Genomic DNA, 26569 nt, shown 5'->3' with positions numbered 1-26569 from the left:
ACAAAAAGGGCGCCCCACCGGCGCCCTTTCATTTTCAGCCAATCCGCTTGTCAAACGGCCGAGCCGTAGAGATCGTAGGCGTCGGCGCGCTCGACCTTGACCGTGACGATCTCGCCGGCGCGCAGCGGCCGGCGCGACTGGATATGCACGGAGCCGTCGATCTCGGGGGCGTCATATTGGGTGCGGCCCTTGGCCGAGGTGCCATGCGCCTCGTCGATCAGCACCGGCAGCCGCTTGCCGACCTTCCTGGCCAGTTGCGTCGCCGAGATCTTCTGCTGGCGCTGCATGAAGCGGTGCCAGCGGGCTTCCTTGATCTCATGCGGCACTTGTTCCAGGCCGAGGTCGTTGGAGCGCGCGCCCTTGACCGGCTCATATTTGAAGCAGCCGGCGCGATCGATCTTCGCCTCGTCCAGCCAGTCGAGCAGCATCTGGAAGTCGTCTTCCGTCTCGCCGGGGAAACCGACGATGAAGGTGGAGCGGATGGCGAGATCCGGGCAGACCTCGCGCCAACCGCGGATCCGCTCCAGCGTCTTTTCGCCATGAGCGGGACGGCGCATGTTCTTCAGCACCTGCGGCGAGGCGTGCTGGAAGGGGATGTCCAGATAGGGAAGGATCTTTCCCTCGGCCATCAGCGGAATGACGTCGGCAACATGCGGGTAGGGGTACACATAGTGCATGCGAACCCAGATGCCGAGCTTGCCGAGCTCCTCTGCAAGGTCGAGGAACTTCGCTCGCACCTCGCGGTCGCCGAACATGCTCGTCTGGTATTTGATGTCGATGCCATAGGCGCTGGTGTCCTGCGAGATGACGAGGATCTCCTTGACGCCGGCCTTGGCGAGCTTTTCGGCCTCGCGCAACACGTCGGCCGCCGGGCGCGACACGAGGTCGCCGCGCAGCGCCGGGATGATGCAGAAGGTGCAGCGATTGTTGCAGCCTTCGGAAATCTTCAGATAGGCGTAATGCCGCGGCGTCAGCTTCACGCCCTGGGGCGGCAGAAGATCGATGTAGGGATCATGACTGGGGGGAGCCGCCTCATGCACCGCCGCCATCACGCTCTCATAGGCCTGCGGGCCGGTGATCGCCAGCACATTGGGATGCTTCTCGCGAATGACTTCCGGCTCGGCGCCGAGGCAGCCGGTGACGATGACGCGACCGTTTTCGGAAAGGGCGGAGCCGATCGCGTCGAGCGACTCGTCGCGCGCGGAGTCGAGAAAGCCGCATGTGTTGACGACAACGAGGTCGGCGCCATCATGCTTGCGGGCGATCTCGTAGCCTTCAGCGCGGAGCCGCGTGATGATGCGCTCGGAATCGACGAGCGCCTTCGGGCATCCAAGGCTGACGAAACTGACACGAGGGGCAGACATAAGCTTTTCCAGGTTTTTCGGGATCGGCGGCGCCATACCACACTAATTGCTGCATTGGTATGGGCTGGTCCTTGCTGCGGCAAAACGCAATGCCAGGACCCAGATCACCGGCCGGCCCAACCCGCGTCAGGTGGCGGCAGTCAGCTCACCGCGTTGTTGACATGCGGCCAGATTTCCATCGCGCCCCTGTAGACCATGTCGAGCGCGACATAGAGGATGATCAGCAGGCCGATATAGGCAATCCAACGGTAACGGTGCAGCAGCCGCGCAATGAAGCTGGCGGCAAGGCCCATCAAGCCGATCGACAGCACGAGGCCGACGATCAGCACCCAGAAATGATCACGCGCGGCGCCGGCGACGGCCAGCACGTTGTCCAGCGACATCGACACGTCTGCGACGACGATCTGCAGCGCCGCCTGCCCAAGCGTCTTGCGCGGCGCCTTGCCGGCAACCGCCTTGTCGCTGTCGAGATCGGAATTGGCGAGCGCCTCCGTCGCCTCGTGCTCGTCGGCATGGGAGGTGCGAAGCTCGCGATACATCTTCCAGCATACCCATAACAGCAGGATGCCACCGGCGAGCAACAGTCCGACGATGGCAAGCAGCTTGACGGTAACCGCCGCGAACAGGATGCGCAGCACCGTCGCTGCCACCACGCCGATCAGAATGGCTTTTTTGCGCTGCTCCGTCGGCAGGCCGGCGGCCGCCAGTCCAATGACGATGGCATTGTCGCCCGCAAGCACCAGGTCGATCGCGATGACCTGGACAAGGGCAGTCAGGCTTGCGGCGCTGAAAATATCCATCGTCTGGAGCCTTCCTGTTTGCGGAATGTCGATCTTCGAATGTTCTAACGCCGGAGCGATTCACCGTTTGATGCGATCGCGTTCTAAGTCTTTGTTTTCACGCAATTCCAGCGGGAAAAACAGCTGCGCGCTTTTCCTGGAATTGCTCTACGTGCATGGTTCCTGCACGTCAAGAGAACTCACGAAACAAGCGGTTGCCGCTCGTCTGGTTCCATTGGGTTCAAATGAGTTTGCACTCGAAAGGCCGGTTTGCGCGCAGCCGACCGCGGCAGTCGGTCAATCGTAAAGGTTGTATTTTGCCCAGTCGGTTTCCGGGATCTCGTCACCGATCTTGTAGAGCAACTGCAGCACCTGCATATGGTCGGGCGCGGTCTGGCACTTGAACTTCAGCCGGAACCATTGACCCTTGCTGCGAAAGGCGGCGCCGGGGCTCCTGATCGCGTCGGCGCTCATCTGGGGCGTGGCGAAGGCATAGGCCACCACACGGTCGGCCTTGAATTTGCGATCGTCGTGGCTGATCCGGTCGAGCACCTCGGCGTCGCAACGCTGTTCGAGACGAGTCTGCGGATCGAGTTTCAGCAGGCCGGCACGAAGTGCGTTGTCCATCGCCTTGGCCGGCCAGGCCAGCGCCAGAGGCGCCAGAACCATCAGGCAGAGCTTTTTCATGGGCGCGACAAGCAGCATATTCTGTCTGAGAAATCAACCAAACGCACGCGCTTGTGACATGGGTGCCGGCCCGGTCGGGCCAGCCTTGGGCTCAGGCCAATCTCGGGCTTCGGCGACTGCGCTACTGCCTTTGTTCCGGGGGTTCCGCGATGAAACGATCTCCGCTGCCGAAGAACTGTCAAGCAGCCTGTCAGACTTGCGTCGTATACAGCAGGGACTGTAGAGCCTCTTTTTCTCCTCGTCGGGCAGCACTATTGTTCCTTGAAAGTGCTGGAGCACAATCCTGCCCGGTTTCGCAGGCTCAGCCGCCGAACAGATTTGCGTGGGAATACTAAAACGAAGAACCGTCAGCGATGAGGTTTACCTGCTTGCCGGATCCGTGTGACCAATGGATGGTCTATGATGTATTTTTCGACCTTCCGGCGGAATTGTCGGGCCGACTGCTGCTTGGATTAACGCGAAAGGGCGCAGAGCATTTAACTGAGCAAGCGAACATAAAAACTGTGTCGACGTGCCTGACGATGGAAACCGGCCCCGGTGGGAAGGCCGTTAGCCCGAAAGCACTTTACCAAAAATGTTTCGCTGCAGGGTAGCGCTATAGGTTCCGTGGTTTGCAAGATGATCCCATACGGAGAAACAGGCCGTGAGCGCGGCCAGAGCGAGAATCATGCGCATTGGAACTCCCCACGGCGCCCGAAAACGTCCAATGGTAAGTTCGCGTCAGATTGGAGGCTATTGCCAATATAGTGGGTGACCCTACACCGATCGCGGTATACTACAGCAAGCGGATAGCAGGGCGAGCCACGCGGACCTTGCGCAGCCGCCGGTACTTTCCTGGTGACTTAGCGAGCGATAGCTAGCCCGATACCGATGCCAACCCCCACGGCGACTCCTAAAAAGAGCTTGCTGGCGAAGTCCAGGGCGAACGCGCGCACAGCCGTATAAATATCTGCTCGGGGCTGCCTGACAGCAGCCGCAAGGTCATCGAACATCGCTTCCATAGGTTGCCACCCGCGATTTCTTCGACCTGCAAGACTAGATCAGTTCTGGTGAGATGGGAATTCCTCCGATCCATCAAAATTTAATGATCACGAAAGCTCGTTGGTAGGCACGTGTGGTAACGGTTGATTCAACCATTGCTGGTATAAAACAAGCCAGGTGGCGGCCCCGACAGAGGGCGGGGGGTGCTGGGCCTGCCGGAGCCGCCGGCGCGGGAGTGGGCGCTACCCGCGCTGTCCCAGAATAGGACAGCGCGGGTCTACAATTAGTTAAAGCTAATAGAATTTTGCCGGCGTACCGCCGCTTTGTGTCGGCTGTCCGCCAGCGGTGTGTCCGCCCCCGCCCGGCAACGTGCGGCTGAGGGGCGCAAGCCGCCGACCCGTGAGGTCATGAGTCTGGTGCGCTCCTGAGATCGGTCCGGACAAGAAACCTTGGACGCCATGTGCCCTGACGCGGGGCGGCCCAGCAGGCTGGCGGGGTAGGCCAGCAAACGCCGGGCCTGACCGGTGGGCTCGGGGGCGAGACACAGCACCGGCTGCCGATAAATATACGCTTGTGCTGATATGGCCGGTACATATCAAGAAGATGATGCCAAAGCAGCCTAAAGGGGCCTCAGCGCACGAAAGGATGCGGCAGAGCCGCCAACCTGCCGTAGCCAGCTAGTGAAGCTTGCCCTTCGGAGGCTTGGCGGTCAGCCACTTCAATTTGACGTTGTTAAGCTCTTGTTCGAGCTCCAGCGCGAGCCGGACGATGGGGTCCGGAATGGAAATCGCGTCTCTCCCGCCCTTTGCCACCTGCGTCTTCGCCGAAAGCTCCGAGACTGCTTTGGATCCGACCGATTTCGACAACAGTCGGGACAGGTGCTCCCGCTGCAAAGCATGAACCTCTTCCAACAGGCTCAGGAACCTCAACGCATCCACTGTCGGCAGCCTGTTGGTTCTCAAGCGGGCAATCCGCTCGTGCTGACGCGCGATGTGCCGCTCGCCATGTCGAACATGACGCTGCGCCATGCTGATGTGGTCTTCGAGAGACATGGCGCACAACGCGAAAACAGGCATCTCGTTCCTTCGGCAGGATCTTGCAGGACAATCGGATGGGCACGGGACGCACCCAAGGCTCGCCGGACCAATAACGCAAAGCAGGATTGGCGCAGATGGCCGTCCACAGCGAAACGGTCGCCGCGCAGGAGATGATATGCCGATGGGGTTGGGAATGTGGCGGAGGGAGTGCCCGCCACTCCGCCGTTTTTGGTGATTTTGCTGCTCTTAACCCGTTGTAAATCACGATAAAATCAATAAAGTCACGTTTGCGGTTATGGCAACGGGACTCGGAAATGGCTCGGCACAAGCTCTCGGAAGCCGGTCTAAAGCGGATCGATAAGACCGGCATTTACAGCGACGGGGACGGCTTATTCCTGCGCGTCAGGAAGGGCGGCAGCCGTCAATGGTTTTTTATCTATAAACGCGATGGGAAGCGAACCGAACTTGGCCTGGGCGGCTATGGGCAGGGAACAGCGCCTGTTTCGCTCGCTCTGGCCCGCGAGAAGGCCGACGCATTGCGGCAGCGCCTTGCGCGCGGCGAAGAGCTTCGGGTTGAAACCAAACCCGTTCCTCGCGTCATCACCTTTGAACACTGCATGGGTGAGCTTTTGAAGGCGAGGGCAGGGGACTGGAAGAACTCGAAGCATAAGGCGCAGTGGGAAATGACCCTGCGCGAATATGCGCAGCCGCTCCATGCCCTGCCTGTCGCCGATATCGCGCTCGGCGATGTCAAGGAATGTCTGTTACCGCATTGGCAGAAACGGCCGGAGACGGCCGACAGACTTCGTTCGCGTATTCAGGCTGTCATCGACTACGGCATTGCCCACGGGTGGCGCACAGCCGGCAATCCGGCGCGCTGGCGCGGGTTGCTGGATAAGGTGATGCCGAAGCGTCAAAAGCTGTCACGGGGCCACCATGCGGCGCTGGCATATGCTGACACGCCAAAAATGATGGCGAAGCTGCGCCAGTCTACCGGCACAGCTGCGCGGGCAGTCGAGTTTCTGGCCCTGACCGCGACCCGCTCCGGCGAGGTTCGCGGCGCCAAGTTCCCCGAGATCGACACGAAGGCGAAAACCTGGACCATTCCGGCCGAGCGCATGAAGGCTGGAAAGGAACATGTTGTCCCGCTCACCGACCGCGCACTTGCCCTTGTCGAAATCATGCGGCAGCGTGCAACGTCTGACCTCCTTTTCGGCGGCGGCGTTGAGGATCGTCCTATCTCTGATACGGCGATGATCAAGGCGCTGCGGCTTGCCTCTCCCGACAAGGCGGCGACCCTTCACGGTCTTCGCAGCTCTTTCCGTGATTGGTGCGGCGATTGCACCAGCTTCGAGCGTGACGTTGCAGAGGCCGCACTGGCTCACACGATCCGCGACAAGACAGAGGCCGCGTACCGGCGCAACACGGCGTTAGAGAAGCGGCGCGAGTTGATGACGGCATGGGAGGCCTATCTCTCATGATCGAGGATAGAGATCCGCTGTTCGATCGCTTGACTATGATGGTTGAGAAAACCCGCAGCGCCGAAAATCTAGAATACGGCGGATGGTGGGTAGGCGATGTGGCTGGTGAGCGTCGTGCGCTGGACGATTTGGCGGCCGGCCGACTTAGTTGGCGATCGTCTCACGACTTTGCAGAGCAAGGGCTCGAAGCTTTGGCAAATGGGGACAGGGAAGGGGCCTTGCTTTGCGCCTGGGCTTCGACAGACCTTTACATTGCCGCCTTAGAAGCGCGCATAAGACCCGAGGACAAGCGAGCATTGGGGCAGTCTTCAAAAAAACGCGGTCGCCCCAAAAAATAAAATCCAGGCGAGATTTTTCGCCCTCAAAACCCTGCTTACTAAGGGAGCCGTTCAACCGGGACGGCAATTTCAACAATGCCGTTCCAATCAAAGGAACGGTACATGGAAGACCATCCCCTTATCAGCATAAAGCAGGCATCGGCGCTGACTTCACTGTCTCGCGGCGCCATCAATATCATGCGTCGCCAGGGGATGTTCCCCCCGGCGGTGCAGCTTGGCGAAAAGCGCATTGCCTTCGTCCGCTCCGAAGTCGATCAGTGGATTCGTGAACGGATCGCAGCCCGTACCCAGGAGGCTGCGTAAATGGCCTTCGAAACCACCGATCACACCAGCGACGCCGGCCATCTGGAGCCGATGATCGAATGGCTTCGCGAGAACCGCTCCCAGTGCGGCCGGCCCGTGATTCCGTTCCTTCGTCGCAAGTATGGGGTCAGCGCGCTCGACGCCTGCAAGATCCTTCGCCTCGCCCGTCTTCGTGACGATTGGCCGGCGGCGGCCGAGGACCAGGGAGGCGCCCATGCTGAGGCCTCCTGAAAGCGAAAAAGCGGCGGCGTGCCCTAACATCACGCCGACCGCCTTCGAAACGTCATCTTGCCTGGCAGCATCAAATGACAATTCGGAACATAGCAAATCCCGGCGAACCGCTCAACGGCAGCTTGACCCGAAATGGCGGTCGCAGCGCAAATGGAACCAGTCGAACCCAATCGCTCGACGCGCTCATTACCTCGTCGCCGCGGCGATCAAGAAAGGGCAGATCGTCCCCTGGCCCTGCGAAGAATGCGGAGATCCCAAGGTCGATTGTCACCATGACGATCCGGCGGACGCGCTCAACATTAGGTGCCTATGCCGCCTGCATCATCGTCGTTGGCATGCGCAGCAGCGCCGCCGCAAAGGCGGTGCCGAATGAGCCGCGACTTTGCTCCTATCTCACCAGCTATCTGGACCTCGCCGGCCTTTCTGTCGCTAAACGGCGACGGCCGGCAATTGCACCTCTACTTCATCTCTTCGCCGCACCAGACCAGCGCGGGCTGCTGCCGCATCCGAGAAGGATACGCTCTGGCGGATCTAGGCTGGATTTCACAGCAGTATCGAGAGGCGCTCGCCAATGTCATAGGCGCCGACCTGGTGCTGCACGATCCCAGGACTGAGGAGACGTATGTCAAGAAGTGGTTCAAGCACAAAGGCAACATCCCGACCAACAAGGACCACGCCAAGGGGACGATGAAAATCATCTCCAACATCGACAGCGATCAGATCAGAGAGCTTGCCGAGGCGGATTTCCTAGCGACCGAGTGGGGGAGAAAAACCTTCCCCGCTCCGGACCCAGACAACACCGGAAATCACCCGTTCGATAGCGATAGCGTCGTGCAGCCCATCACTTCGGCGCTGGCAAACTCAAGACTGATGAGGGCCGGCCGATGAGAGCCTGTCGAGAGCCTGTCGGGAGAGTGTCGACACACAGATACAGAGACAGAGAAGGAACAGAACACGGACCAGAACATAGACCCGAACAGAAACAAAAAAAGAAACAGAACTTAGACCTTCGCCAGCCGGAAAAGTTGGCAATCGTCACCAGCGTCGCTTGGCTTGGGAGGGAAGCTGAGCCCAGAGCCAATGCCGGCGCTCTACCTTCCCGCGTCGCTGATCTTCCTGAGTCTGCGCCGAGCTGCTTTCGCTCGCGCTTGCCCGTGTCGTATGCGATTGCAAAGCGCGATGGCTACGGCGATCCCGCAATTCTCATCGAGCATTGCCTCCGCTTCCTTCAGGGAGAGTTCCGCCCGTTTCGCGTGTTGCCGCGCCGTCGCCATCTCCAAAACTACAAGTTCAACCATTATCCCGTGTTCCGTGGGTTCGCAGTCCCTTCATTGAGCCAACCGACGCGCGCCGAGATTGTTCCGAATGAGTGGAGGGGGCGGGCATGAAGGCGCTCTCTCCCAAGCTCAACGGACCGGCCCCGCAGCTTTTTGCACCCGTCTGCAATTCAAATGTTGAGGGTGCGGGGGGCGGTGAAGACAGCCAGGCGCATCAGCCTAGACCGCTTGCGGACCCAAAATGCGCAAAAAGCCAAATTGATCATCTGGCGGCCAATGTGGCTTCGCATTGCTGCCGGCGATGCGGCGCCAGTCTCGCCGGCAAGAGATCCGACGCGAAATTTTGCAGCGCTGCCTGCCGTGTTGGCTCCCATCGCCAGGAAGTCGGCCGTGCCGAAGAAATCGCTTCAGGCTTCACCATCGATAAGGCGATGCGAGATGCCTTGATCGAGAGCGATCGGCTCAATCCGCAAGACGAACACGACCCGGTTAAGGTTCGCGAAGCCTTCGCCGCGATGTGCCGTCAGTTCGCAGAGAAATACGCGTAACAGAGTTTCCGGTAACGGCTATCGCTGCCGGGTTAAATTCAGCGTGTGATTTGAATTCCACTGTTCGGAGCCCCTTAATGCTCGCTCGTCTCAAGACCACATCGCGACCCAACTTCGAAACGCTTCTTGTCATCCCTGAACGGCCCGCCTCGATCGCCAAGGCAGAGGAAGCTCTACAGCGCGCCGTCGCCGATCGCGAGGAAGCCCAGGCACGACACATCGAAGCTGGCCGGCGCCTCGCCAATCAGCCCTTGGGCCAGCCGCCTACGATCAGCCAGCGCGACGTTGATGAGATCGGCGCGACCTTGCAGCCGTTGTTCGATGCCGAGAAGGAAGCCAGGGCTGTACGAGACGAGGAAGTCCGGCTTTTCGAGATGAGCATCGGCCCGACATTGGCTGATCCGCTGGCAGCGTATCGACAGGCAGTCGGCGAGGCGCTCGACAATCTCGAAGGCCTTCTGAGGCAGGGCGCCGGTTTCGCAGCCAAAGCCCGACAGGCGCGCTTCGACCTCAAACCGCATTCGCGACTGCCTGCCGTCTCGGAGCAGATGCTCGACCGTCTGGCATTCGTCCGCCAACCCTACGAACGCACCTAAGAAAGGAAACAGTCATGACGGAACAGTGGCACCCGAAAATCACCTACTGCGAAGGTGAGCGCTGCCGATATGCCGGCGAGACCTATGAGGCGAAATTCGATCTCGTGCGCGGTTTAAAGCCTGTCGGTCCTCTGTCGCAAAAATTCTGGCGCAAGGTTTCGACCATCCGCCCCACGAAGGCGAACGATAGCTTCACCGGCAGGAAGCTGACGAACGGCTACTTGACCCGAAGCATGTCGCATCTCTGAGGTTTGACCGGATGGCAAGGCTACCGAAAGCTCCGGTGATCGATCAGCGCTCGGCCGATCTCGCGAGGGTCGGCGCGGAGCTCACGCGGCTGGAAAAGCTGCTCACCGAGAAGCGAGAAGCTTTGGCGGCAAACACTCGTCTGCATGCGCTCGACCAGGACGTGAATTTGCAGGCTCGCTTGAATAGCGAGATCGGCGCCATCGAAGAGTTGATCGGCAAGCAGCGCGACAGCCGCTTTACGATCGAACTTGGCGATCTCAACCCCAAACCTCTTGCTCCGAACACTGCGAAGCCGCCACGACCGAAAAAGGCATGGGAGATCAAGAACCTTCCCAGGCCGACATATCCAACTGGCGCTCGTCAACGCGGTGATCAGAAAGCCCTCGCAACGGCCTTCGCATCGTTTGTCGAATATCACATCGACCAAGCCAACATAGCCATGCAGAAGGCCAACGTGGATGCCGCCGCTAAGGTGTCCATCGAACTACTGATGGACGTGGCGGGCGAACATCTTGGCGTTCAACATTGGATGACTGCGCGCATTGCCGAGTTGGAAGATCGCATAAACGAGATCGAGGCAACCGGCATCAAATACGTGGGCACCTACCAGCGCGCCAGCTCCTACAAGCGCGGCTCTGTCGTCTCTCATAGCGGCAGTTCCTGGGTAGCCATCAAGGACGTGGGCGAAGGCGTCGCGCCGATCGAAGGCCACGACATGTGGCAGCTCATGGTCAAGAGAGGCAGAGACGGAAAGGACGCGTCACAATGACAAAGCCAGCAACGATCGAGAGCATGCACATTACCGGACGCGGACCGGACTGGAACGGAAGCGTCGAGGTACTGGTCAACACCCTGCGCGGCTACCTCCGCACCTTCCGCCAGTCCGAAGGGCGCCTGCCCAATGAACGCGAAAGCCTTTTGATCTGGGCAGCGGTGCAACGCTGGCACGGCGTGCCCGAGCAATCCCTGGTGCCTGCGGAGATGAGGCGCCAATGACCAGCGCACACATCGCCGAAGCAGTCGCATGGTTCGCGGAGCACGAAGCCGATAGGCGCGGCGTTGACGGCTCACCGTATGAGCGCCTGAAGCGCACATTCAATTTGAGCTTCGCCGAAGCCGTGCAGGTCTGCCGTGAGGTTCGCAAGCTTGTAGGGCCTTACCCAAGCACCCCCTGGGGGGGCGATCACCAATTCAGGGCGCACACCTCGTGGACCGCTCTGGCAGCTTTTTTCGCATGAAATTGAGCAAAACATTCACGAGGTAAAACCCTAGTGGCAAAAAACCTTCAACTCGTTGCCAACAACCCGCCCGTGACCGGCGCGCCACCCAGGCCGCTCGGCCAGCACGGCATGGCCTTGTGGCAGTCGGTCAACGGCCAATACCAGATCGAAGATGCTGCCGGGATCGAGTTCCTTGTGACTGCCTGCCAGGCGCTCGATCGAGCCGAGGCTCTGAAAGCACAGATCGATGCTGACGGCGCCGTCATCCGCACGAAGGCCGGTTTGAAGGACCATCCGGGCCTCAAACATGAGACCGCAGCGCGTTCCCTCTGCATCCGCACTCTGGCAAGGCTTGGCCTCGATCTGGAGCCCCTTCATGGCGGTCCTGGGCGGCCTGCCGGTGCTGGCTATAGGAGCTAGGCATGCCGACGAAACGCACGCCACGGAACCGCAACGCAAAGCGCAGGGTCACGCCGGCAGCAGTCGAGGCTTTTCAGGCGAACGACTTCAAGGCCCTGCATCGTGCCTTGGGTCTGAAACCTTGGGAAATGTCACCGCTGCCGCGCGATATCGAGCCGCTCGGCTGTGATCCCGAACGTCCACCGAATTCCAGAACAACCCTTTTCGACCAATCCTTCGAACAGGCGGTAGAGCTGCAGCGCGCTCTTTTGGAGGCAGTGCAGTGACCCAGGAAGAGCGTCTGCACATTGCCAGAAACGATCTATCTTCGCTCGATAACGGCGGCAGTTACAACCAACAGGTTTCCGTTACCCGGCCCGGCTCCGATGTCACGCTGAACTATTATGCGGCGCCCGGAGACAACCTCGAAACAACCAAGCAAAAAGCACGGGCCGCATACGATGCGCTCGTTGAAGCGGTAGCGAGCGCCTGATGACCGATACCGTCGCCATCAATAACAAGTTCGCCCTCGACATGAAGAATGGAGGCCCACCGTATGACGACCACGCTGCGTGACGACGACATCACCCCTGTAGCCGTGATCCCCAAGAACGCTCACACCGAATTGCGCATAGGCCTTGGACGACACGAACATAACGGCGCGCTGATGCTCAATTTTTCGATCGGCAAGACAGGCGGCGGACCTTTGACAAAAGGCTTCGGCGTCCGCGCAAGCCTCATTCCGGACATCCAGCGGGCACTGGCTCAGGCTCACGAGATAGCCTTGGCAGAGAAGGAAATGGGGGCCGTCGCCGATGTCGAATGATCTGAACCTGAGCCTTATCGCTGATGGCCAAGCCGATGGGCAATGGCAGACCAGTAATGACGGTCTGACACAGTTGGCGAACGCGACGACCGATACCTATTCGGTGGACTTCTCCGCCGGAAACGTCACGCTGACCTCGACGCAATACCGCTCGGCCATGGTGTTCAAGCCGAGCGCCGCATTAGCTGCGGCAAGGACGCTGATCGTTCCGGCTGTGAAGCGACCGTTCGAGTTTCACAATAGCGATACGAGCTACGCCGTTACCCTGAAGAGCACCAACGGCGCCTCTCCCGAGACCGCCACGACGATCGTTGTTCAGCCTGGCCAAATGTTCACCGGCTATACGGATGGCAACTCTCCCGGCCTCTTCGGCGCCGTAATGGCGCTGGCGACAGGTGGCAGCGCCGATCCGAGCGACCGGGTTCGCGTGGCGACCACCGCCAACATCACCATAGCAACTGCGCTGAACAATGGTGACACCCTCGACGGCGTGAGCCTGGTTACCGGCGACACCGTGCTTGTCAAAGATCAGTCCAGCGCCTCGGAGAACGGCATCTATGTGGTCGGCGCCTCGCCAGCGCGCTCGGCCAACTATGACACCTATGACGAGCATCCTGGCGCGCTGATCGCAGTCGAGGAAGGAACGGCCAACGCCGACACCCTGTGGCTATGCACGTCCAATCGCGGCGGCACCCTGAACTCGACCGCAATCAACTTCAGCGCCCTCACTGCCGGATCTTCAATTACCGCAAAGGACGAGGGTTCCACGCTCACGTCAGCCATGACATCAATCGATTTCGTCGGTTCTGGCGTTGTCGCGACCAACTCCGGCGGCGCAGTTACCGTAACGATCGCAAGCGGACCTGGCACCGGCTCGGCCGGCTTCGCCCTGGCCGGAAGTTGGACCTATTCCAGCGATGTCGCACAAGTCGATTTTACCAGCCTTGGCTCTTATCAAGAGTTCGTTCTTATCGGAATTGGGCTCACGACATCGGTGAGTGGCTTTAGGGCTGTGAGATTCAGCATCGATGGCGGCTCGACCTATTATTCCACTTCGGGCGACTACGCCGACATAACGTCTTCGGGCACCGTCACGAACAATACCGCGATCGGAACCCACTCCGTGTCCGCAACCGCAGCCCGTGACATCGCGCTCCGCATCTTTCCGAATGTCAGCGGCGCCTACAAGGTCGCGCAGAACCAGCAAGGTCTCTACAGCAAATTCGTCGCTAGCACGTCCGCCGTGAACGCGATCCGAGTGTTTAATACGGCTGGCGGCAACCTGACGGGCGGGGCTCTTTACCTCTATGCTAGATGACCGATCAGCTCACCGAACGGGTAAGCAGGCTCAAGCCGGGCCAAAGTTGGCATATGTTTAGGCACCACCCGGCATATCCGCAGCGGCCTGTCTGAGACTTCGCTCGACATCGGCAATGTAGGTGCTGTCATTGGCAAAGTGGTCCCAAAGGACCAATCCAACAAACAGGGCGATAACGACCAAAGGCCATCGCATCGGACCCTCCCTCAAGGCGGTTCCTCGCAAAGGCATTATCTTCCTAAATTGCTGTATTTACAAGCATTGCCTAATATAATGGCAAACCCGCCGGGCGAGGCCCCGCAACCTCAAGCCCGACGAGTTTGCAACCCGATGAGGAATGCGACCGGGGCCGGGATCAGCCGGCAAGCTTTCTCATGCAAGACCGGTGCCAGCGTTTGCCGTCCTGAAATGAGACAGCTCACCACGGCTTGTAGCGTCCACGGCTCTTGTTCTCTTTCCATTCTGGCATCTGAATAGGCAGGCAACTTACATAGCCAAGGCTATGGCCTGTGCAGTAGCGCGCCGCTTAGCGAGGCTGTAAACGACCCGGCAGCCGTCTTGCTTCGGGGGGGAAGTGGTGGACGCGCCGCCGGGCCTGATGTCGTCCGGGAGTGGGGTAGCCAAACCCCGGACGGCGTTAACCATAGCGTCGTGGCGGGCGATAGCAATTGTTGTTTTGTCAGCCCGCGAGTGCGTGAACGATCGCGAAGCCCATGCCGATTGCAACGCCGGTAAAGAACTTGCCGGCAGCATCGAGGGCGATGGCGCGGACCTTACCCCAGACGTCTGTTCGAGGCTCCTTGAAGGCGCTGGAAATGTCGTCGAAAGCCGTTTCCATGCCAAGATTCTAGATCGAAACGGATTCGCCGTGAATCCCCGATCGCTGGCGTTTTCGCACCAGTGTTTAGCGACCGCTTGAAATATTTCCGGCATCGCGGAACACCTCGCTTTCAACAAGGTTTGGTGCGCGGCAGCGCTATTGCTCTCCGCTCTGTCTGCTGGTGCGCTGCCGGCGGGGCCTCCTGTCTCCGCAGGCCCACCCCTTGGCTCCAATCCCCAGGGGGCGGGCCTATTTTATTAGGGCTATGCGATATTGGTTTCAGCGATTGCTAATGGAACCTTTCCACCGTCACTCGGTTCCGGCGTCGCGGCGAGTGTTCTGGCGGCTGTTATGGCTGGGCCGCAAGCTACGTCGCGCGGGGGAAGCACCTCCCCTCGGAGCCCGCTCACTTCCCGCGGGCTTGCTTGCCGGAATCAGTGCAGGAACGCCGCGTGCGTGATACCGTCACCGTCAATGGCTCTTGCCGATGACATCCGCATGGTGCGCGGGCATGTTAGCCTGGGTAGACGACACATCGCCCAGCAGCGGGAGCACATAGCCCGTTTGGAACGGCTCGAATCTCCCATCACCAAGGCGGTTGAATTCCTCGAACTTCTCGAAAGCATGCAGGAGCTTCACGAACAGCACCTGTCGCGCTTGCTGGAAAGGGCGGCGCGGGGTACAGCCTAGAAATGAGGTGCCCGGCCTGCTGGAGTCGGGGGATGGGCAGGCAGGCCGGGACTTTGCCCCGTTGGGCAGTGGGGCAGGTCTGGAATATGGGCCACCTTGCGGCGACTGACACCAGACTTTAGGCGTAGCTAACAAAAAGCCCATCGCAGCTAATGAGCGTAAGCGATGGGCTTTTTAGGTCGCGACTGAGACGGCTACATTCCTGAACGAACCGACCGCTCCTTTGTTTAATAACTGAGGCCTGAATCCGTTCCACAATGGGACTGTTCTGTGAGATAATGGCAGATGCCTCGCCGAGGGCGACGCTCATGTCATTGGCGCGTTGCAGTCGCGTCTACGGGCCCGCTGATCTGGACATGCTCCAGCGGGTGTTTAACCGGTTGTGCGACGAGCGACGCCTAGCCAAGAAGGACCGGGAACAGCGGGAATATCTGGCTAGGGAACTCTTCCAAACTTTTGATGACGGCACCACCGACGAATCTGACCTGCTCCGAGCGCTTTCCAAGCGTCGGAGCGCGTAGCTGGCCTTCCGCATCGGATCATTCGCGCCGGCAAAAGAAGGTCCACGTTGGTTATGGCGGTTTCTAAAGGCCTTTTATTAGCTAAGCCTTAGAAAATGTTAATGTCAGTCGCTGCGAAGGCGGCGCATAATGTGCATCTGCCCCGGGTCGCAACGGGGTATGAGGCCCGGCCTGTCCCGCTCATGTCGTCCCCCGCGACTCCCCGCACGCAGGCCGGGCCGCCTCAGCTTCACCTGATGGGTAAACTGCATTCGGAGCGGCTCGCCAGGGTCAACAGACAATCCACAGGTCACTTGAACGCGTACCTGTTAACAACCCCATCTGCGTCATTCGTGACCCGGATCCAGCGCTGTTCGTCACCGCGCACGTTCGTGACCTCACTGCCTGTAGCCGTTTCCGCTGCCACCCATGGAGTGTTGGCATTGACGGTACGACCCGCACACCCGATAGGTCTTCATTTGCGACCTCTGCTCCGTTCATTCCTTATCTGAACAGAGAGCGAGGAAGCTTTGTTCCTGGGCGAAGCGGCGGCCGGGCAAGGATGCTGGTTACAAGACGATGCCCGTCACTCCTGGCAGAAATGGCGGGCATCCGTCACTACTCTCGACTGCCGCCGAACGAAGGGACCTCATGCTCGGCGGCAACGATCAAACTAGGCAACGGGCCTTTTGTTTCAGCATGGGACCAAAGCGTCAGCGGGTGCGACTTCGGTCGCATCGCGCGGAAAAGATTCCTACCAGTGTCCCGGTTAAGTGTCGCGGCGTGTGTCTCCGGCACGAGGTTCACCCGCCGCGCTGGGGCGCTCCCCCACGGGAGCCCGTTCGACCCCCTCAGGCGAGCGGGCTCTTGCCTCTGAGGTTCCCCCTCCACAGTCGGCATTCGCTCTCGCACTTTGAATTACTTGATTGATCTGCTTGCGAAGGCTCAAGCCACCAATCATCTGACGAATGTCGTAGCCTTCGCGTTTGATCTTTGTACGCACCTCACCAAAATTGGCGTAAACGCCAGACTTGGCGAGTTCGAATGCGCGCTCAAGGGTCGTTTTCCTGTGATCCATAGCAGCGCTGAGCATATAGGAGTTTGGGGAAGGCTGCGAGTACGGCTTTCGCCGCCTCAAATTTCAAACCGAGACACAACCAGCCTACATAACTGGGCATGGGTAACGGCTGGACGCTTCAGGGGCTGATCGACGCGGGCATGTCCGTCACGGGCGGCTGCCTCGACTGCCATCGGCATCAAAAGCTCGATCTGCCAGCGCTCCGCAATCGGTTCGGGCCTAACGCTCCCGCTATGGAATGGGATCTCCGGCCAAGGATGAAATGCGCCGTGTGCGGCGGCAAGCGCATCACCTTGACCTATTCGCCGGACACCAGCCCGAAAGACCTTCACCGCAAGAGGACGTAGCCGGGCTTGCCCTGACCCTCAAATTTAAATGCAGGCCGATCCGTCGGAATTACAATGCTGAAATGCCGCGTTATCTGTTCGAAGTCGTTTGGGATGGGCAAAGCCTCGGGGACGCCTGGGTGGAACTGGCCACCATCGGCGCCGCGCGGAAGGAAGCGCTAAAAGCTCTGCACGACATCGCTGGCGAGGAAACGGCGGTCGTCGCGCAGGATCGCACACTGGTCGTGTCGGTGCAGGACGAAGCTGGCCTGGGTGTCTATTCTGCGACGCTGACGCTGTCGCAGTCGCCCTAATTGTCTGCCGAGTATCGGATGACGGCAATGGAAACGGAAAAAACACATCGCTTACTGAGCGAACTCCGCCAGCTGGACATGCGTAACCGAGATCTGATCGACCAGACTCGGGCAACAATTGCCGAGAGCGCCAGACTGGCCGAGCAATCTAGGGAGCTCCTGTCACGTCACCGCAGCGGCGCATACAACACCGAGCCAGCAATTCTCAGGCTTGCCGCCATGCCGACCATATCACGCTGCCGGTAGCGCCAGACCGCGCTGGCGACCATCGCAAGGCCGATTGCGGCGATGTAGTGCGGGACGACGTTCATTTCCGTTGGTAGGGTGAGCGCGGCTTGATGAACCCTCTTTGTTCCAGATCGCTCTGATCTTCGATGGAGGACCGATAAGCCTTCCTTCTAATTTCCTCGGCATGCTTTGGGTTCAACTGCTCTGCAATTTGCATCTGATGCAAAAGCGAATAGTCGGTAAAGGTGGTCGGAAGCCTCGTCAAAAACATGAACAAAAATGAGAAAATGCCGCAGATGGCCACGTAAATGACAATAAGATTGCTATAAATCCCGATCGATGATTGCTTCCAGATACTTAACATCAAGGCTACATTGAAGCCGATGATTATGATTGCTACGACCAAGGCAATGACTACCATGAAGTAAGCAAGAAATTTGCCTAGGCGCCAATGAAAGTCCGTGAGCAGCAGATGAGGCATATTAAGTGGGTAATATTTGCCAATGGAAGCCTCAGTCAGGAGTGCAGCCCGCATAACGTTTGACATCCCGGCAGGGAAGATCTTTCCAATTAAGTGGCTGATTGCACCCTCAAGTATGGACACGTTGCCTTGTAGCGACGATATGTACAGCGCCATCGTGGCATTTGTTGCAAGGAGGAATTCAGGCACCCCGGCAGAGTCCTTGATTGATATTCCGAGCACGCTCACATCTGCGCCAACCTTGAAATACGTAGCCAGGAGGAAAACCGATAGGGAAAGGTTGACGACAGACACCCTGCTACTGTTGGCCTTTATCTGGTCTCTTCTGGCGACCAGAAGGTCCAGCAGGCTGCGATCCATCCTGGGTTGATCGTCATCGTCTATCAAATCGAGATCAAGGCTGACGATTTGTTGGGGGCTGAGCCATCGCCTCGGAAAGCGTAAGCGGTCTCGCTTTCGCTCCCGCAAATAGAATGCAGCTCGCACGAAGGGGGCAGTGAGCCAAAATCCCATCCTGGCTGCCGCCTTCTCAAGGAGGAACAGCACGTGTCGTAGCCGGTGATTCAATCTGGCTGTCTCTCTATCGTCGCCTAGGTGATGTGTTCAGTTCTGTGGGGGCGGCGGAGGCGGCAGCGATGACACCGCAGCAGCGGGAGCCGGTGCGCCTGAAGCTGCTCCGCCCGGCCCTTGCTTGTACTTCTGAACGACAGCGACACTTCGCGCGCCGTCTCCCTCGATCTTCGTATTGTTCGAAGCGGGATTGTAGGGATCGACTGTTTGCAGCAATTGGTTCTGCTTATTCGAGTCGCCAGAGGCCAACGTCATTGTGTCGTAGTTGTTCAGGTAATCGGCTGCGCAGCCGTTCAGAGCCAGAAGCGCGACGACGCCAAGCATCTTTTTCATTTCAGCATGTCCCCTCGAAAACCTGGCCCTTGCGGGCGCGCAGATAGCAGAGCCGTTTGCCGCTAGCATTTCCAAAAGCCGAATGTTGCTCTACGGCCAACAGCAACACAGGCGCCTGGCTCATGAGACTTGCCCGCTGCGCTGTATCCCACATGACATCGCTGAAATTGGAGACGAAGGTATCTACGCCGACGATGACTTGAGTGCGGACACCTTCGGCTCGGACTTCGACGGTCTCAATGCCGTAGCCAACTTTCAAGTAAGCCAGCTCGCTCTCAATTTGAAACTGCAAAGCTTCGTCGTTTGCTGATGCCAGAGTCGGCACCAAACACGCGACAACTGCCAATGCTGCTTTGAACAACATCCCCAGATCCCCCCGGATCAACTGGTGAGACCGTATCACCTCTTAGCCGGTGCTGAAAAGCACCTTGCACAAAGAAATACTTCCCCCAGGAAGGGGAGCATTCTTGACGAAATCAGCAAATCAGATGATCGTGTCCGTGGGCTTGAACACCCGGACTAGGACTTTGCCCGTGCAGACCTTTGGCGAGGTCGTTCTTCCTTTGGCGAGGAAGAGCGGGCGAGAGTGTGCAGGTTTCCTGCGCACAACGGACGCGCTTGGCGGCGCGGCTCCGACCGGCCTTTTATGGCCGGGAGCTAAGCCGCTGTCCAGTGGGGGAAACCCCTAAAAAGCTTAGGCCTGTCGTCCTGGCAGGTGTTCAACTCCCGGCTTCGGCGCCGTCCGCCGATATTTGCTGCAGGGGTTTGCAGCCCGGCCTTGAACAGCCGGTGAAACCAGGGGACTGAACCTATGACTTCTCAGGCAATGACACGTCGCGCCGCCCTCGGCGCTCTAGCATCGCTGCCGGCCATGGCAGGCGCAACAGCGCTTCCTGTGGCTCTGGCAGCTACAGCAACCATTTCTGATCCGCTCGCCGACTTGATCGCCGAATATTATGCCAAGGCGGATGAATTCGCGGCCATCCCCGGCGAGCTGATAACTCGGGAGAATGAGGATTCTCTCGTTGATGCGACCTACGGGCCAGCTAGGGATAGGCTCTGGAAAGATACGCCGCTGCCGACAACGCTGCGCGGGGTGGCGGAAGCTTTGCGTTACGCCATCCGAGAGGACGGGTTTATTGACAGTGTGGCCGAAAACGTCATCAAGGCATCGCTGGCCTTCCTCGATCGGGAGGCGCAGTCATGAACGCGGACCGGCAAGCTCTCAGCGACCTGGAACCCTTGGTGTGCGATAGCGACGACATGAACGACGTGCTTGCCAATTTGCTGGAGGACGCTTTACGGAAGTCCGGTCATGAAAGCATCTTCCTGACCGCCGGTGAGGCCAACCGGCTGCTCTTCGTTGGCTACAAAGCCGCCGAGTTTTCACAGAAGCTACGAAAGACCTTCTACGAAAAGTTCGAGGCCGAGACGCAGGCGGTGCAGTCGTGAGCGAACTCATCGAACCGATCGTCATCCTCGACACCTTCGTGCAAGGCGTAGGACGCGTCGAGGAGATCTCAGCCAACCTGTTCCGCGTGTCCTACTTTGCCCATCAGCGCGGCTACGATGGCAGCCAGGAGCGAATCTGCGTGGCTAAGTTCATCGTGACCGCCGAGACGATGATCGCGATGGCGAACGCGACGGGATTTCAGGAGATGGCTCGGCGCCTTATGGGCCGGACGCACTCGGCCCTAAGCTGATATCATCTGGTTTTTGTTCATTTTGAACAAGAACCGGCCCTTCGGACACTTGAAGGCCCGGCTTACTTCGGTTGGCCGGGCTGTTCTAATGGGTGCGGCAACCCCACGTTTGTGGCGCTCAACCGGATCCGAGGATACAGTCGAAATACGTCACACCTGAGCTTTCTTTGGGGCTCTCTTGGCCCGGCGGCCTTCTTCGGCTTCCGGGCCTTTTGTTTGCCATCTATGTGGCGGGGCGATTTTCAGATCTCGGGACGTAAATGGCATCGCCCGAGGGAATCTTTGCCCCGAACTGGAGTGTGAACAAGAGTCGGCTCTCACCGTCCGTCACATGCATGATCCAGGGCGTCTGATGGTTCCAGAAGGACTGCTTTGCCTCATTGATCATTTCGCCGGCAGCGCGCACTGCCTCGATCTGAGCGGCGGCCAAGTCAAGGAGCTCGACGCCGTTCGCGTCGGGAATGAACTCACCGTTGTCGACATGAAAGTGATAGATTGGCATGCGGCTCAGCGGATTTTGGATACTCCCGAAGGAACGCCCTCGGCCGGATTTTGTTTCGGCAGCACCCTTCCGGGCCTTTTTTTGGGCATGGCATCGGTTATGGCAAGGCCTCGAATCCGTTCCTAACTGATTGATTTTCCTAAGGTTGTGGCGGAGGGAGTGGGATTCGAACCCACGGTGAGCTTGCGCCCACGCCGGTTTTCAAGACCGGTGCCTTAAACCGCTCGGCCATCCCTCCAGCATGGTCTTTCAACCACTTACGATCGTCGCTATCGGTCAATTTTCAATGGTCGGCGCAAAATTGACGCCGAGGCATTTGCGACCGGCTCGCGCTTCATTGCTGTAGTGCGGCGGTCAGGGCTGCGTCAACCACCGCGACGTGCCTTCCTGCGGTCGGGACAGACGATGCATTGCCCGGCTGCCCGGTTGGCCGGGCACTTTTATGTCTGTGGCGAAAATGTCACGCAACCAGAATATGCGGCGGCTCAACCTTAGCGCGCTTATTATCCAGCCAAACGAGGCGTACCGTCCTTAGCGGGCAAGGGGACGACCCAGACCGCAAGCGTCTCTCACTTCCTCCCGAACTAGCGCCCGCTACGGAAAACGTGGTGGGCGTCTTCTTGTCCAGTCCGACGGCAACGCCTCCGGCTAGGCGCGAAAGCGTCTCCCAACTGATCCGTGAAACCACTGCTCATATGGATGAACCGAGTTCATCCCTTCGATCTAGGCAGGCCTTGCGGACGCCCATGCTAAACTCCTGGTTGGCGCGGGCAATTCCAGCGCTGTGAGCGCCGGTTGGAAATGGAAGTCCCCCTCCAAAAAGCTGCCCCTCCATCCGGCGCTCATCCACGCAAGGCTCACCCTCGGTGGCAGTTTTTTCCCCGCCATAATCTCGCCCGGTTCCGGCCGTAATCGATTAACATCGTAATAAACATTTCCTGTGCACAAAGATATTGGGGATCAAGGTGTTGCTGCATTCGGGGGCGCTTGGCTCCGATTGATGGCGGCGAGACTTTAGGGGACAATCGAAAACATGCAGACTTCGGCGCGCCCGCGTCTTCGTCGCGCTCCTGCCTTCGTGCTGTGCGCCCTCTCGGCGGTGCTGCTTGCCGGCTGTACGTCGACGCCGCAACCGAAAGGCATGGTCGACAAGCGGCCGCGTTCCAAGGAGTATTTCGCCGAATCCGAATATGGCGTGAAGGCGAGCCCGCGCGTTGCCTTCATGCGGCGCGGCGGCGGCCGCGACCAACTCGGCAAGCCGTACCAGGTGCGCGGCAAGTGGTACTATCCCAAGGAGGATAAGAAATATGCCAAGGTTGGCCTGGCTTCCTGGTATGGCGATGCCTTCCACGGCCGGCTGACCGCCAACGGCGAAGTCTATGACACGATGCAACTGACGGCGGCGCACCCGACCATGCCGCTGCCGAGCTATGCCCGCGTCACCAATCTCGAGACTGGCAGTTCGATCATCGTGCGCGTCAACGACCGCGGCCCATACCATGAGGGCCGCATCATCGACGTCTCGGAACGTGCCGCGCAAATGCTCGACTATGGCAAGGTCGGCACGGCAAGGGTGAAGGTCGAATATGTCGGCCGGGCGCCTCTCGACGGCAATGACGACCAGTATCTGATGGCTTCCTACCGTCCCGGCAGCAGGCGGCCCGATCCGTCCGACGGCCTGCCGACGGGCGTGATGGTGGCCATGAACGGCCCGTCGCCCAGCCTGTCGATGAGCGATGCACCTCCAGCGGCCGTGCCGTTCCCCGGCCAGCTGACCAGTTCTGGGCAGGCTTTTGGCACGCAGTCCGGTCTGTCGGAGCAGCTTGCCGCGCAACCGGCGATGTCAGGGCAGGCGCAGGGCGCCAGCGAAGTCGTGCTGCCGGATTTCGGGCCGATCGTGCCGGAGCGGCCGCAGTTCAGGCTGCCGCCGAACTCGCCCTTTGCCATGGCGTCGCTGTCCTACGCGGGTGAGCGCGTCAATCACGCCGACGTCTTTGCCGTCCTCGACGGCAGCGGCATGTCGCCGGCCGACATCCTCCAGTCGTGGAAGAAGTCGAACGGCCAGGAACAGGCGCCGGCCTCCGATTATGTGGCCGCCGGCTCCTTTGACAATGCGGCGCAGGCAAACCGCGTGGCGGCGGCGCTCGAGCCGTTCGGCAGGACTGAAATCCAGCGCACCGAGCTTGACGGCAACGACTGGTACGCGGTCAACGTCTATCCGGATGGCCATGGCAGCATCGACGACCTGCTGCAGGCGGCCTGGTCGCACGGCGCGCCGGACGCATTGGTTGTGCGAAACTGATCAATTTCGCGCCCGCCGTTGATCCAGCGGAAAGAACCCTGATAGCTTGTCGACGCCAGCACGGCTAAGTGGGTCGATTTTTCATGCAGTTCCGCATCTTTCAGCCTTTCGCCGGATTACTAGGCCTGGCGCTGATACTGCTTTGGGCAGCCCCGGCCGGTGCGCAGCTTTTCGAGACCAAGGCGGCCCAGGCCTTCATGATCGACGCCGACACCGGCACGGTGCTTTTCGCCAAGGATGCCGACAAGCCGATCCCGCCGGCTTCGATGGCCAAGCTGATGACGATGGAGGTGGTCTTCAACGCCATCAAATCGAAGCGGATCACGCTCGACGATACTTTCGTGGTCAGCGAAAACGCCTGGCGCACCGGCGGCGCGCCGTCGGGCACCTCGACGATGTTTGCCAAGCTCAAATCGGCGGTCCGTGTCGAGGATCTGATCCAGGGCGTGACCGTGCAGGCCGCCAATGACGGCTGCATCGTGCTTGCCGAAGGCATGGCAGGCTCGGAGGCGAATTTCGCCGCGCAGATGACGGAGCGTGCCCGCGAGCTTGGTCTCTCGAAATCGACCTTCGTCAATTCGACCGGGCTGCCGGCAGATGGCCAGCAGACGACAGTGCGGGAGCTCACGATGCTGGCACTGCACATCTGGCGCGACTATCCCGAGTTCTTCCACTACTACGGCCAGCCCGACTTCACCTGGAACAAGATCTCCCAGCGGAACCGCAATCCGCTTTTGGCCATGGGCATCGATGCCGACGGCTTCGTGGCCGGGGCGAGCGAGTCCGCAGGCTTCGGCATTGTCGGCACGGTCAGCCACAACGGCATTCGGGTGATCGCGGCGCTGAGCGGTCTGGCGAGCGACCGGGAACGCTCCGAGGAGGCGCGCAAGCTGCTAGACTGGGGGTCGCGCTCCTTCCAGAAGACGGAGATCTTCGCCAAGGACGAGGTCGTGGGCGAAGCCGAAGTGTTCGGCGGCGCCAAATCCGGCGTGGCCTTGAAAGCCAAGGGCCCGGTGGACATCTTTCTGCCGATAACCAACCGCGACAAGCTGACCGCCAGGATTGTCTATGACGGCCCGGTGGCGGCGCCGGTGGAGCAGGGGCAACCGGTCGGGGAGCTGCGCGTTTGGATAGGCGACACGCTCAGCCAGCGAACGCCGCTTTTCGCCGCCGAGGCGGTGAAGGTCGGGACGCTGCCGCAGCGTGCGCTTGACGCCGCCAAGGAACTGGCCGTCGGCTGGCTGCGTCAGAAACATTTGTGATCGGGCAGGCTCGTGGACCTTTTGCCGGACGGGAGCTATGACAGCGGCCAGCACGGGCGAAGGCATTCACGATTGGCGAGCGGATTTTTCATCACCTTCGAAGGCGGCGAAGGAGCCGGCAAGTCGACGCAGATCGAGCGGCTGGCACGGCGCATGCGCGCCAAGAAATACGAGGTTCTGGTGACACGCGAGCCAGGCGGCTCGCCGGGCGCCGAGGCGGTGAGACATGTGCTTTTGTCCGGCGCCGCCGAGCCCTTCGGCCCGAAGATGGAGGCGATCCTCTTCGCCGCCGCACGCTCCGACCATGTCGAGCAGGTGATCCGGCCGGCGGTCGAGCGCGGCACGATCGTGCTTTGCGACCGTTTCATCGATTCCTCGCGCGTCTATCAGGGCGTCACCGGCGGGCTCGATCCGGATTTCATGCAAGCGCTGGAGGCGGTCGCCATCAACGGCATGGTCCCCGACATGACGCTGATCTTCGACATCGATCCGGCCGAAGGTCTCAGGCGCGCGGCGGCACGGCGTGGCGCCGGCGACAGCGCCGATCGCTTCGAGAAGGAGACTTTGGCCATCCACCAGCGCCGGCGGGAGGCTTTCCTGGCGATCGCCGAGGCGGAGCCGGACCGCTGCATTGTGATCGATGCGTCGGCCGATCCCGAAACGGTGGAAAACGTCGTCACCGCGGCCGTGTTCGCGGTGCTGGAAAAGCGGATGCCGGTGCAAAGGAAGCAGACGGCGCCGGCATGATCTTCGAACGCATCGCCCCCGAACAGCACGACACGCTTGACGGCGTTCCCGAGCCGTCGGAAACGTCGCGACTGATCGGCCACGCGCAGACGGCGGGCATGCTTGCCAGCGCTTACCGCGCCGGCAAGCTGCCGCATGCGCTGATCCTCGCCGGGCCGCACGGCATCGGCAAGGCCACGCTTGCCTTCCACCTGGCGCATCACCTTCTCAGACATCCCGATTTTGCGTCTGCGCCCGAAGCGCTTGCCGTGCCAGATCCGGCCTCGTCGCTGTTTCGCCAGATCGCTACCGGCGCGCATCCTTCGGTGCTGCATCTCACCCGTCCGGCCAACGACAAGACCAAAAGCTTCAAGACGGTGCTAACCGTCGACGAGATACGCAAGGTCAGCCGCTTCCTGTCGATGACCTCGCATGACGGCAGCTACCGCGTCGTCATCGTCGATCCGGCCGACGACATGAACACCAATGCCGCCAATGCCTTGCTCAAGAATCTTGAGGAGCCTCCGGCGCGCACCCTGTTCATCCTCATCGTCCATGCGCCGGGCAGTCTGTTGCCGACGATCCGGTCGCGGTGTCAGATGGTGCGGCTGACGCCGCTTGCGCCGGACGACTTGATGGCTGTGCTGGAAGGCATCGAGCCGCCGCCGCCGGTCGATCCGGCGGCGCGCGCGGCTTTGGCCGAGCGGGCAGGGGGCAGCGCGCGCAATGCGATCCTGCTTACCCAGTATGGCGGGCTGGAAATCGCCGGCGCGCTCGACGCGCTGGTGGCGGCGCAAAAGCCGGACATTGCCGCTGCCCATCGGCTTGCCGAAGCCGTTGCCGGCCGCGACCAGGCGATCCAATTCGATGTCTTCAACCGCCGCGCGCTCGATCTGCTGTCGGCCGCCGCCAGTGAAGCGGCATTAGCCGGCGACCTCGCCAGGGCCAAAACGCTGTCCGACGCTTGGCACGAGGCCGTGAACACGATATCTGAGGCAGAGACCTACAATCTCGACAAGAAGCAGCACGCCCTGACCATGATCGACCGCCTGAATTCTGTGATGCGAATGTGACGGTTTTCTTGGTGCATGCCGCTGCCC

General features: G+C 60.1%; 35 protein-coding genes and 1 tRNA gene. 22 read left to right on the top strand and 14 right to left on the bottom strand.

What is annotated here, in order from left to right; all coding sequences use genetic code 11:
* Positions 1-50 precede the first annotated feature (50 nt).
* From rimO to CK218_RS10895, 4 genes are all read right to left on the bottom strand, one after another.
* Positions 51-1364, bottom strand: a complete 1314-nt coding sequence (rimO, locus tag CK218_RS10910; protein WP_095827972.1) for a 30S ribosomal protein S12 methylthiotransferase RimO — start codon at positions 1362-1364, stop codon at positions 51-53.
* A 140-nt stretch (positions 1365-1504) separates the two neighbouring features.
* Entirely contained in the window at positions 1505-2164 is a 660-nt protein-coding gene (locus CK218_RS10905) for a TerC family protein (protein ID WP_066989793.1), read from the bottom strand.
* A 276-nt stretch (positions 2165-2440) separates the two neighbouring features.
* On the bottom strand, positions 2441-2848 hold the full coding sequence (locus CK218_RS10900; RefSeq protein ID WP_066989790.1) for a DUF930 domain-containing protein: 408 nt from the start codon (positions 2846-2848) through the stop codon (positions 2441-2443).
* A gap of 1640 nt (positions 2849-4488) precedes the next feature.
* The gene (locus tag CK218_RS10895) at positions 4489-4887 is read right to left on the bottom strand and encodes a hypothetical protein (RefSeq protein WP_095827708.1); all 399 of its coding nucleotides are present in this window, start codon (positions 4885-4887) and stop codon (positions 4489-4491) included.
* A gap of 275 nt (positions 4888-5162) precedes the next feature.
* Between CK218_RS10895 and CK218_RS10890 the strand changes: the two genes are divergently transcribed.
* The 7 genes from CK218_RS10890 (at position 5163) to CK218_RS10860 (ending at position 9026) form a co-directional block, all read left to right on the top strand.
* Positions 5163-6329 (top strand): site-specific integrase, encoded by a 1167-nt coding sequence (locus CK218_RS10890; protein WP_095827707.1) that lies wholly within the window; start codon positions 5163-5165, stop codon positions 6327-6329.
* Positions 6326-6667 (top strand): hypothetical protein, encoded by a 342-nt coding sequence (locus CK218_RS10885; RefSeq protein WP_095827706.1) that lies wholly within the window; start codon positions 6326-6328, stop codon positions 6665-6667. Before CK218_RS10890 ends, CK218_RS10885 begins: the two co-directional genes overlap by 4 nt.
* Positions 6668-6769: 102 nt before the next feature.
* Positions 6770-6970, top strand: a complete 201-nt coding sequence (locus CK218_RS10880) for an AlpA family phage regulatory protein (protein ID WP_067320085.1) — start codon at positions 6770-6772, stop codon at positions 6968-6970.
* Positions 6971-7201 (top strand): hypothetical protein, encoded by a 231-nt coding sequence (locus tag CK218_RS10875; RefSeq protein WP_095827705.1) that lies wholly within the window; start codon positions 6971-6973, stop codon positions 7199-7201. It abuts the gene before it with no gap.
* Positions 7185-7574, top strand: coding sequence for a hypothetical protein (locus CK218_RS30055; RefSeq protein WP_143749622.1), 390 nt, complete (start codon positions 7185-7187; stop codon positions 7572-7574). Before CK218_RS10875 ends, CK218_RS30055 begins: the two co-directional genes overlap by 17 nt.
* Positions 7571-8089 carry a hypothetical protein gene (locus tag CK218_RS10870; RefSeq protein ID WP_095827704.1) on the top strand — a complete coding sequence of 173 codons (519 nt, stop codon included), beginning with the start codon at positions 7571-7573 and terminating at the stop codon, positions 8087-8089. Before CK218_RS30055 ends, CK218_RS10870 begins: the two co-directional genes overlap by 4 nt.
* A 496-nt stretch (positions 8090-8585) precedes the next feature.
* A complete protein-coding gene (locus CK218_RS10860; RefSeq protein WP_095827702.1) occupies positions 8586-9026 on the top strand; it encodes a hypothetical protein in 441 nt (146 codons plus the stop codon).
* A gap of 173 nt (positions 9027-9199) precedes the next feature.
* Here CK218_RS10860 and CK218_RS30050 read toward each other — a convergent pair whose 3' ends face one another.
* Positions 9200-9547 (bottom strand): hypothetical protein, encoded by a 348-nt coding sequence (locus tag CK218_RS30050; RefSeq protein ID WP_143749621.1) that lies wholly within the window; start codon positions 9545-9547, stop codon positions 9200-9202.
* A gap of 89 nt (positions 9548-9636) precedes the next feature.
* Between CK218_RS30050 and CK218_RS10850 the strand changes: the two genes are divergently transcribed.
* The 3 genes from CK218_RS10850 to CK218_RS10840 are packed head-to-tail and all read left to right on the top strand — an operon-like array spanning position 9637 to position 10867.
* Positions 9637-9870 (top strand): hypothetical protein, encoded by a 234-nt coding sequence (locus CK218_RS10850; RefSeq protein WP_095827700.1) that lies wholly within the window; start codon positions 9637-9639, stop codon positions 9868-9870.
* Between the two features lie 35 nt (positions 9871-9905).
* Positions 9906-10640, top strand: a complete 735-nt coding sequence (locus CK218_RS10845) for a hypothetical protein (RefSeq protein ID WP_143749620.1) — start codon at positions 9906-9908, stop codon at positions 10638-10640.
* A complete protein-coding gene (locus tag CK218_RS10840) occupies positions 10637-10867 on the top strand; it encodes a hypothetical protein (RefSeq protein WP_095827698.1) in 231 nt (76 codons plus the stop codon). Before CK218_RS10845 ends, CK218_RS10840 begins: the two co-directional genes overlap by 4 nt.
* Before the next feature lie 272 nt (positions 10868-11139).
* Here the strand turns inward: CK218_RS10840 and CK218_RS30045 are convergent, their stop codons facing one another.
* Positions 11140-11469 carry a hypothetical protein gene (locus CK218_RS30045; RefSeq protein ID WP_143749619.1) on the bottom strand — a complete coding sequence of 110 codons (330 nt, stop codon included), beginning with the start codon at positions 11467-11469 and terminating at the stop codon, positions 11140-11142.
* 44 nt (positions 11470-11513) lie between these two features.
* On the opposite strand from CK218_RS30045, the gene CK218_RS10825 reads away from it, so the two are divergent.
* The 4 genes from CK218_RS10825 to CK218_RS10815 all read left to right on the top strand — a co-directional run bounded on the left by CK218_RS10825 (position 11514) and on the right by CK218_RS10815 (position 13634).
* Positions 11514-11777 (top strand): hypothetical protein, encoded by a 264-nt coding sequence (locus CK218_RS10825; RefSeq protein WP_095827695.1) that lies wholly within the window; start codon positions 11514-11516, stop codon positions 11775-11777.
* The gene (locus CK218_RS30040; protein ID WP_143749618.1) at positions 11774-11983 is read left to right on the top strand and encodes a hypothetical protein; all 210 of its coding nucleotides are present in this window, start codon (positions 11774-11776) and stop codon (positions 11981-11983) included. The genes CK218_RS10825 and CK218_RS30040 overlap by 4 nt, the downstream gene beginning before the upstream one ends.
* A gap of 63 nt (positions 11984-12046) precedes the next feature.
* Positions 12047-12316, top strand: coding sequence for a hypothetical protein (locus CK218_RS10820; protein ID WP_143749617.1), 270 nt, complete (start codon positions 12047-12049; stop codon positions 12314-12316).
* Positions 12306-13634, top strand: a complete 1329-nt coding sequence (locus tag CK218_RS10815) for a hypothetical protein (RefSeq protein ID WP_095827693.1) — start codon at positions 12306-12308, stop codon at positions 13632-13634. Before CK218_RS10820 ends, CK218_RS10815 begins: the two co-directional genes overlap by 11 nt.
* A gap of 679 nt (positions 13635-14313) precedes the next feature.
* On the opposite strand, the gene CK218_RS30555 is transcribed toward CK218_RS10815, so the two are convergent.
* Both CK218_RS30555 and CK218_RS30550 read right to left on the bottom strand, forming a co-directional pair.
* On the bottom strand, positions 14314-14472 hold the full coding sequence (locus tag CK218_RS30555; RefSeq protein WP_179294470.1) for a hypothetical protein: 159 nt from the start codon (positions 14470-14472) through the stop codon (positions 14314-14316).
* Positions 14473-14925: 453 nt separating this feature from the next.
* Positions 14926-15093, bottom strand: coding sequence for a hypothetical protein (locus CK218_RS30550; RefSeq protein WP_179294469.1), 168 nt, complete (start codon positions 15091-15093; stop codon positions 14926-14928).
* 2038 nt (positions 15094-17131) lie between these two features.
* Between CK218_RS30550 and CK218_RS10800 the strand changes: the two genes are divergently transcribed.
* Positions 17132-17362, top strand: a complete 231-nt coding sequence (locus CK218_RS10800; RefSeq protein WP_095827691.1) for a hypothetical protein — start codon at positions 17132-17134, stop codon at positions 17360-17362.
* Positions 17363-17529: 167 nt separating this feature from the next.
* On the opposite strand, the gene CK218_RS30545 is transcribed toward CK218_RS10800, so the two are convergent.
* The 4 genes from CK218_RS30545 to CK218_RS10785 are packed head-to-tail and all read right to left on the bottom strand — an operon-like array spanning position 17530 to position 19338.
* Positions 17530-17673: a hypothetical protein gene (locus tag CK218_RS30545; protein ID WP_179294468.1), complete on the bottom strand. Its 144-nt coding sequence runs from the start codon at positions 17671-17673 to the stop codon at positions 17530-17532.
* Positions 17670-18617, bottom strand: a complete 948-nt coding sequence (locus tag CK218_RS10795; RefSeq protein WP_095827690.1) for a hypothetical protein — start codon at positions 18615-18617, stop codon at positions 17670-17672. Before CK218_RS10795 ends, CK218_RS30545 begins: the two co-directional genes overlap by 4 nt.
* A 57-nt stretch (positions 18618-18674) precedes the next feature.
* Positions 18675-18974 (bottom strand): hypothetical protein, encoded by a 300-nt coding sequence (locus CK218_RS10790; RefSeq protein WP_348628720.1) that lies wholly within the window; start codon positions 18972-18974, stop codon positions 18675-18677.
* 1 nt (position 18975) lies between these two features.
* Positions 18976-19338, bottom strand: coding sequence for a hypothetical protein (locus CK218_RS10785; protein WP_143749616.1), 363 nt, complete (start codon positions 19336-19338; stop codon positions 18976-18978).
* Positions 19339-19785: 447 nt separating this feature from the next.
* Here CK218_RS10785 and CK218_RS10780 point away from each other — a divergent pair, with 447 nt between their 5' ends.
* The 3 genes from CK218_RS10780 to CK218_RS10770 are packed head-to-tail and all read left to right on the top strand — an operon-like array spanning position 19786 to position 20677.
* Positions 19786-20181, top strand: coding sequence for a hypothetical protein (locus CK218_RS10780; protein WP_095827688.1), 396 nt, complete (start codon positions 19786-19788; stop codon positions 20179-20181).
* On the top strand, positions 20178-20426 hold the full coding sequence (locus CK218_RS10775) for a hypothetical protein (protein ID WP_095827687.1): 249 nt from the start codon (positions 20178-20180) through the stop codon (positions 20424-20426). Before CK218_RS10780 ends, CK218_RS10775 begins: the two co-directional genes overlap by 4 nt.
* Positions 20423-20677 carry a hypothetical protein gene (locus CK218_RS10770; protein WP_095827686.1) on the top strand — a complete coding sequence of 85 codons (255 nt, stop codon included), beginning with the start codon at positions 20423-20425 and terminating at the stop codon, positions 20675-20677. Before CK218_RS10775 ends, CK218_RS10770 begins: the two co-directional genes overlap by 4 nt.
* A 223-nt stretch (positions 20678-20900) precedes the next feature.
* Here the strand turns inward: CK218_RS10770 and CK218_RS30540 are convergent, their stop codons facing one another.
* Together CK218_RS30540 and CK218_RS10760 are read right to left on the bottom strand one after the other, a co-directional pair.
* Positions 20901-21179, bottom strand: coding sequence for a hypothetical protein (locus tag CK218_RS30540; RefSeq protein ID WP_095827685.1), 279 nt, complete (start codon positions 21177-21179; stop codon positions 20901-20903).
* Positions 21180-21327: 148 nt separating this feature from the next.
* Positions 21328-21417 (bottom strand) — tRNA-Ser (locus tag CK218_RS10760).
* 795 nt (positions 21418-22212) lie between these two features.
* On the opposite strand from CK218_RS10760, the gene CK218_RS10755 reads away from it, so the two are divergent.
* The 4 genes from CK218_RS10755 to CK218_RS10740 all read left to right on the top strand — a co-directional run bounded on the left by CK218_RS10755 (position 22213) and on the right by CK218_RS10740 (position 26542).
* A complete protein-coding gene (locus CK218_RS10755) occupies positions 22213-23481 on the top strand; it encodes a septal ring lytic transglycosylase RlpA family protein (protein ID WP_066989780.1) in 1269 nt (422 codons plus the stop codon).
* Positions 23482-23564: 83 nt separating this feature from the next.
* The gene (locus tag CK218_RS10750) at positions 23565-24743 is read left to right on the top strand and encodes a D-alanyl-D-alanine carboxypeptidase family protein (protein ID WP_095827684.1); all 1179 of its coding nucleotides are present in this window, start codon (positions 23565-23567) and stop codon (positions 24741-24743) included.
* 72 nt (positions 24744-24815) lie between these two features.
* A complete protein-coding gene (gene tmk, locus CK218_RS10745) occupies positions 24816-25490 on the top strand; it encodes a dTMP kinase (protein ID WP_095827683.1) in 675 nt (224 codons plus the stop codon).
* A complete protein-coding gene (locus CK218_RS10740; RefSeq protein ID WP_095827682.1) occupies positions 25487-26542 on the top strand; it encodes a DNA polymerase III subunit delta' in 1056 nt (351 codons plus the stop codon). Before tmk ends, CK218_RS10740 begins: the two co-directional genes overlap by 4 nt.
* Positions 26543-26569: the final 27 nt, after the last annotated feature.

The organism is Mesorhizobium sp. WSM3879 (assembly GCF_002294915.1).
Taxonomy (GTDB): domain Bacteria; phylum Pseudomonadota; class Alphaproteobacteria; order Rhizobiales; family Rhizobiaceae; genus Mesorhizobium.
This window is presented reverse-complemented; position numbering and strand designations above follow the sequence as displayed.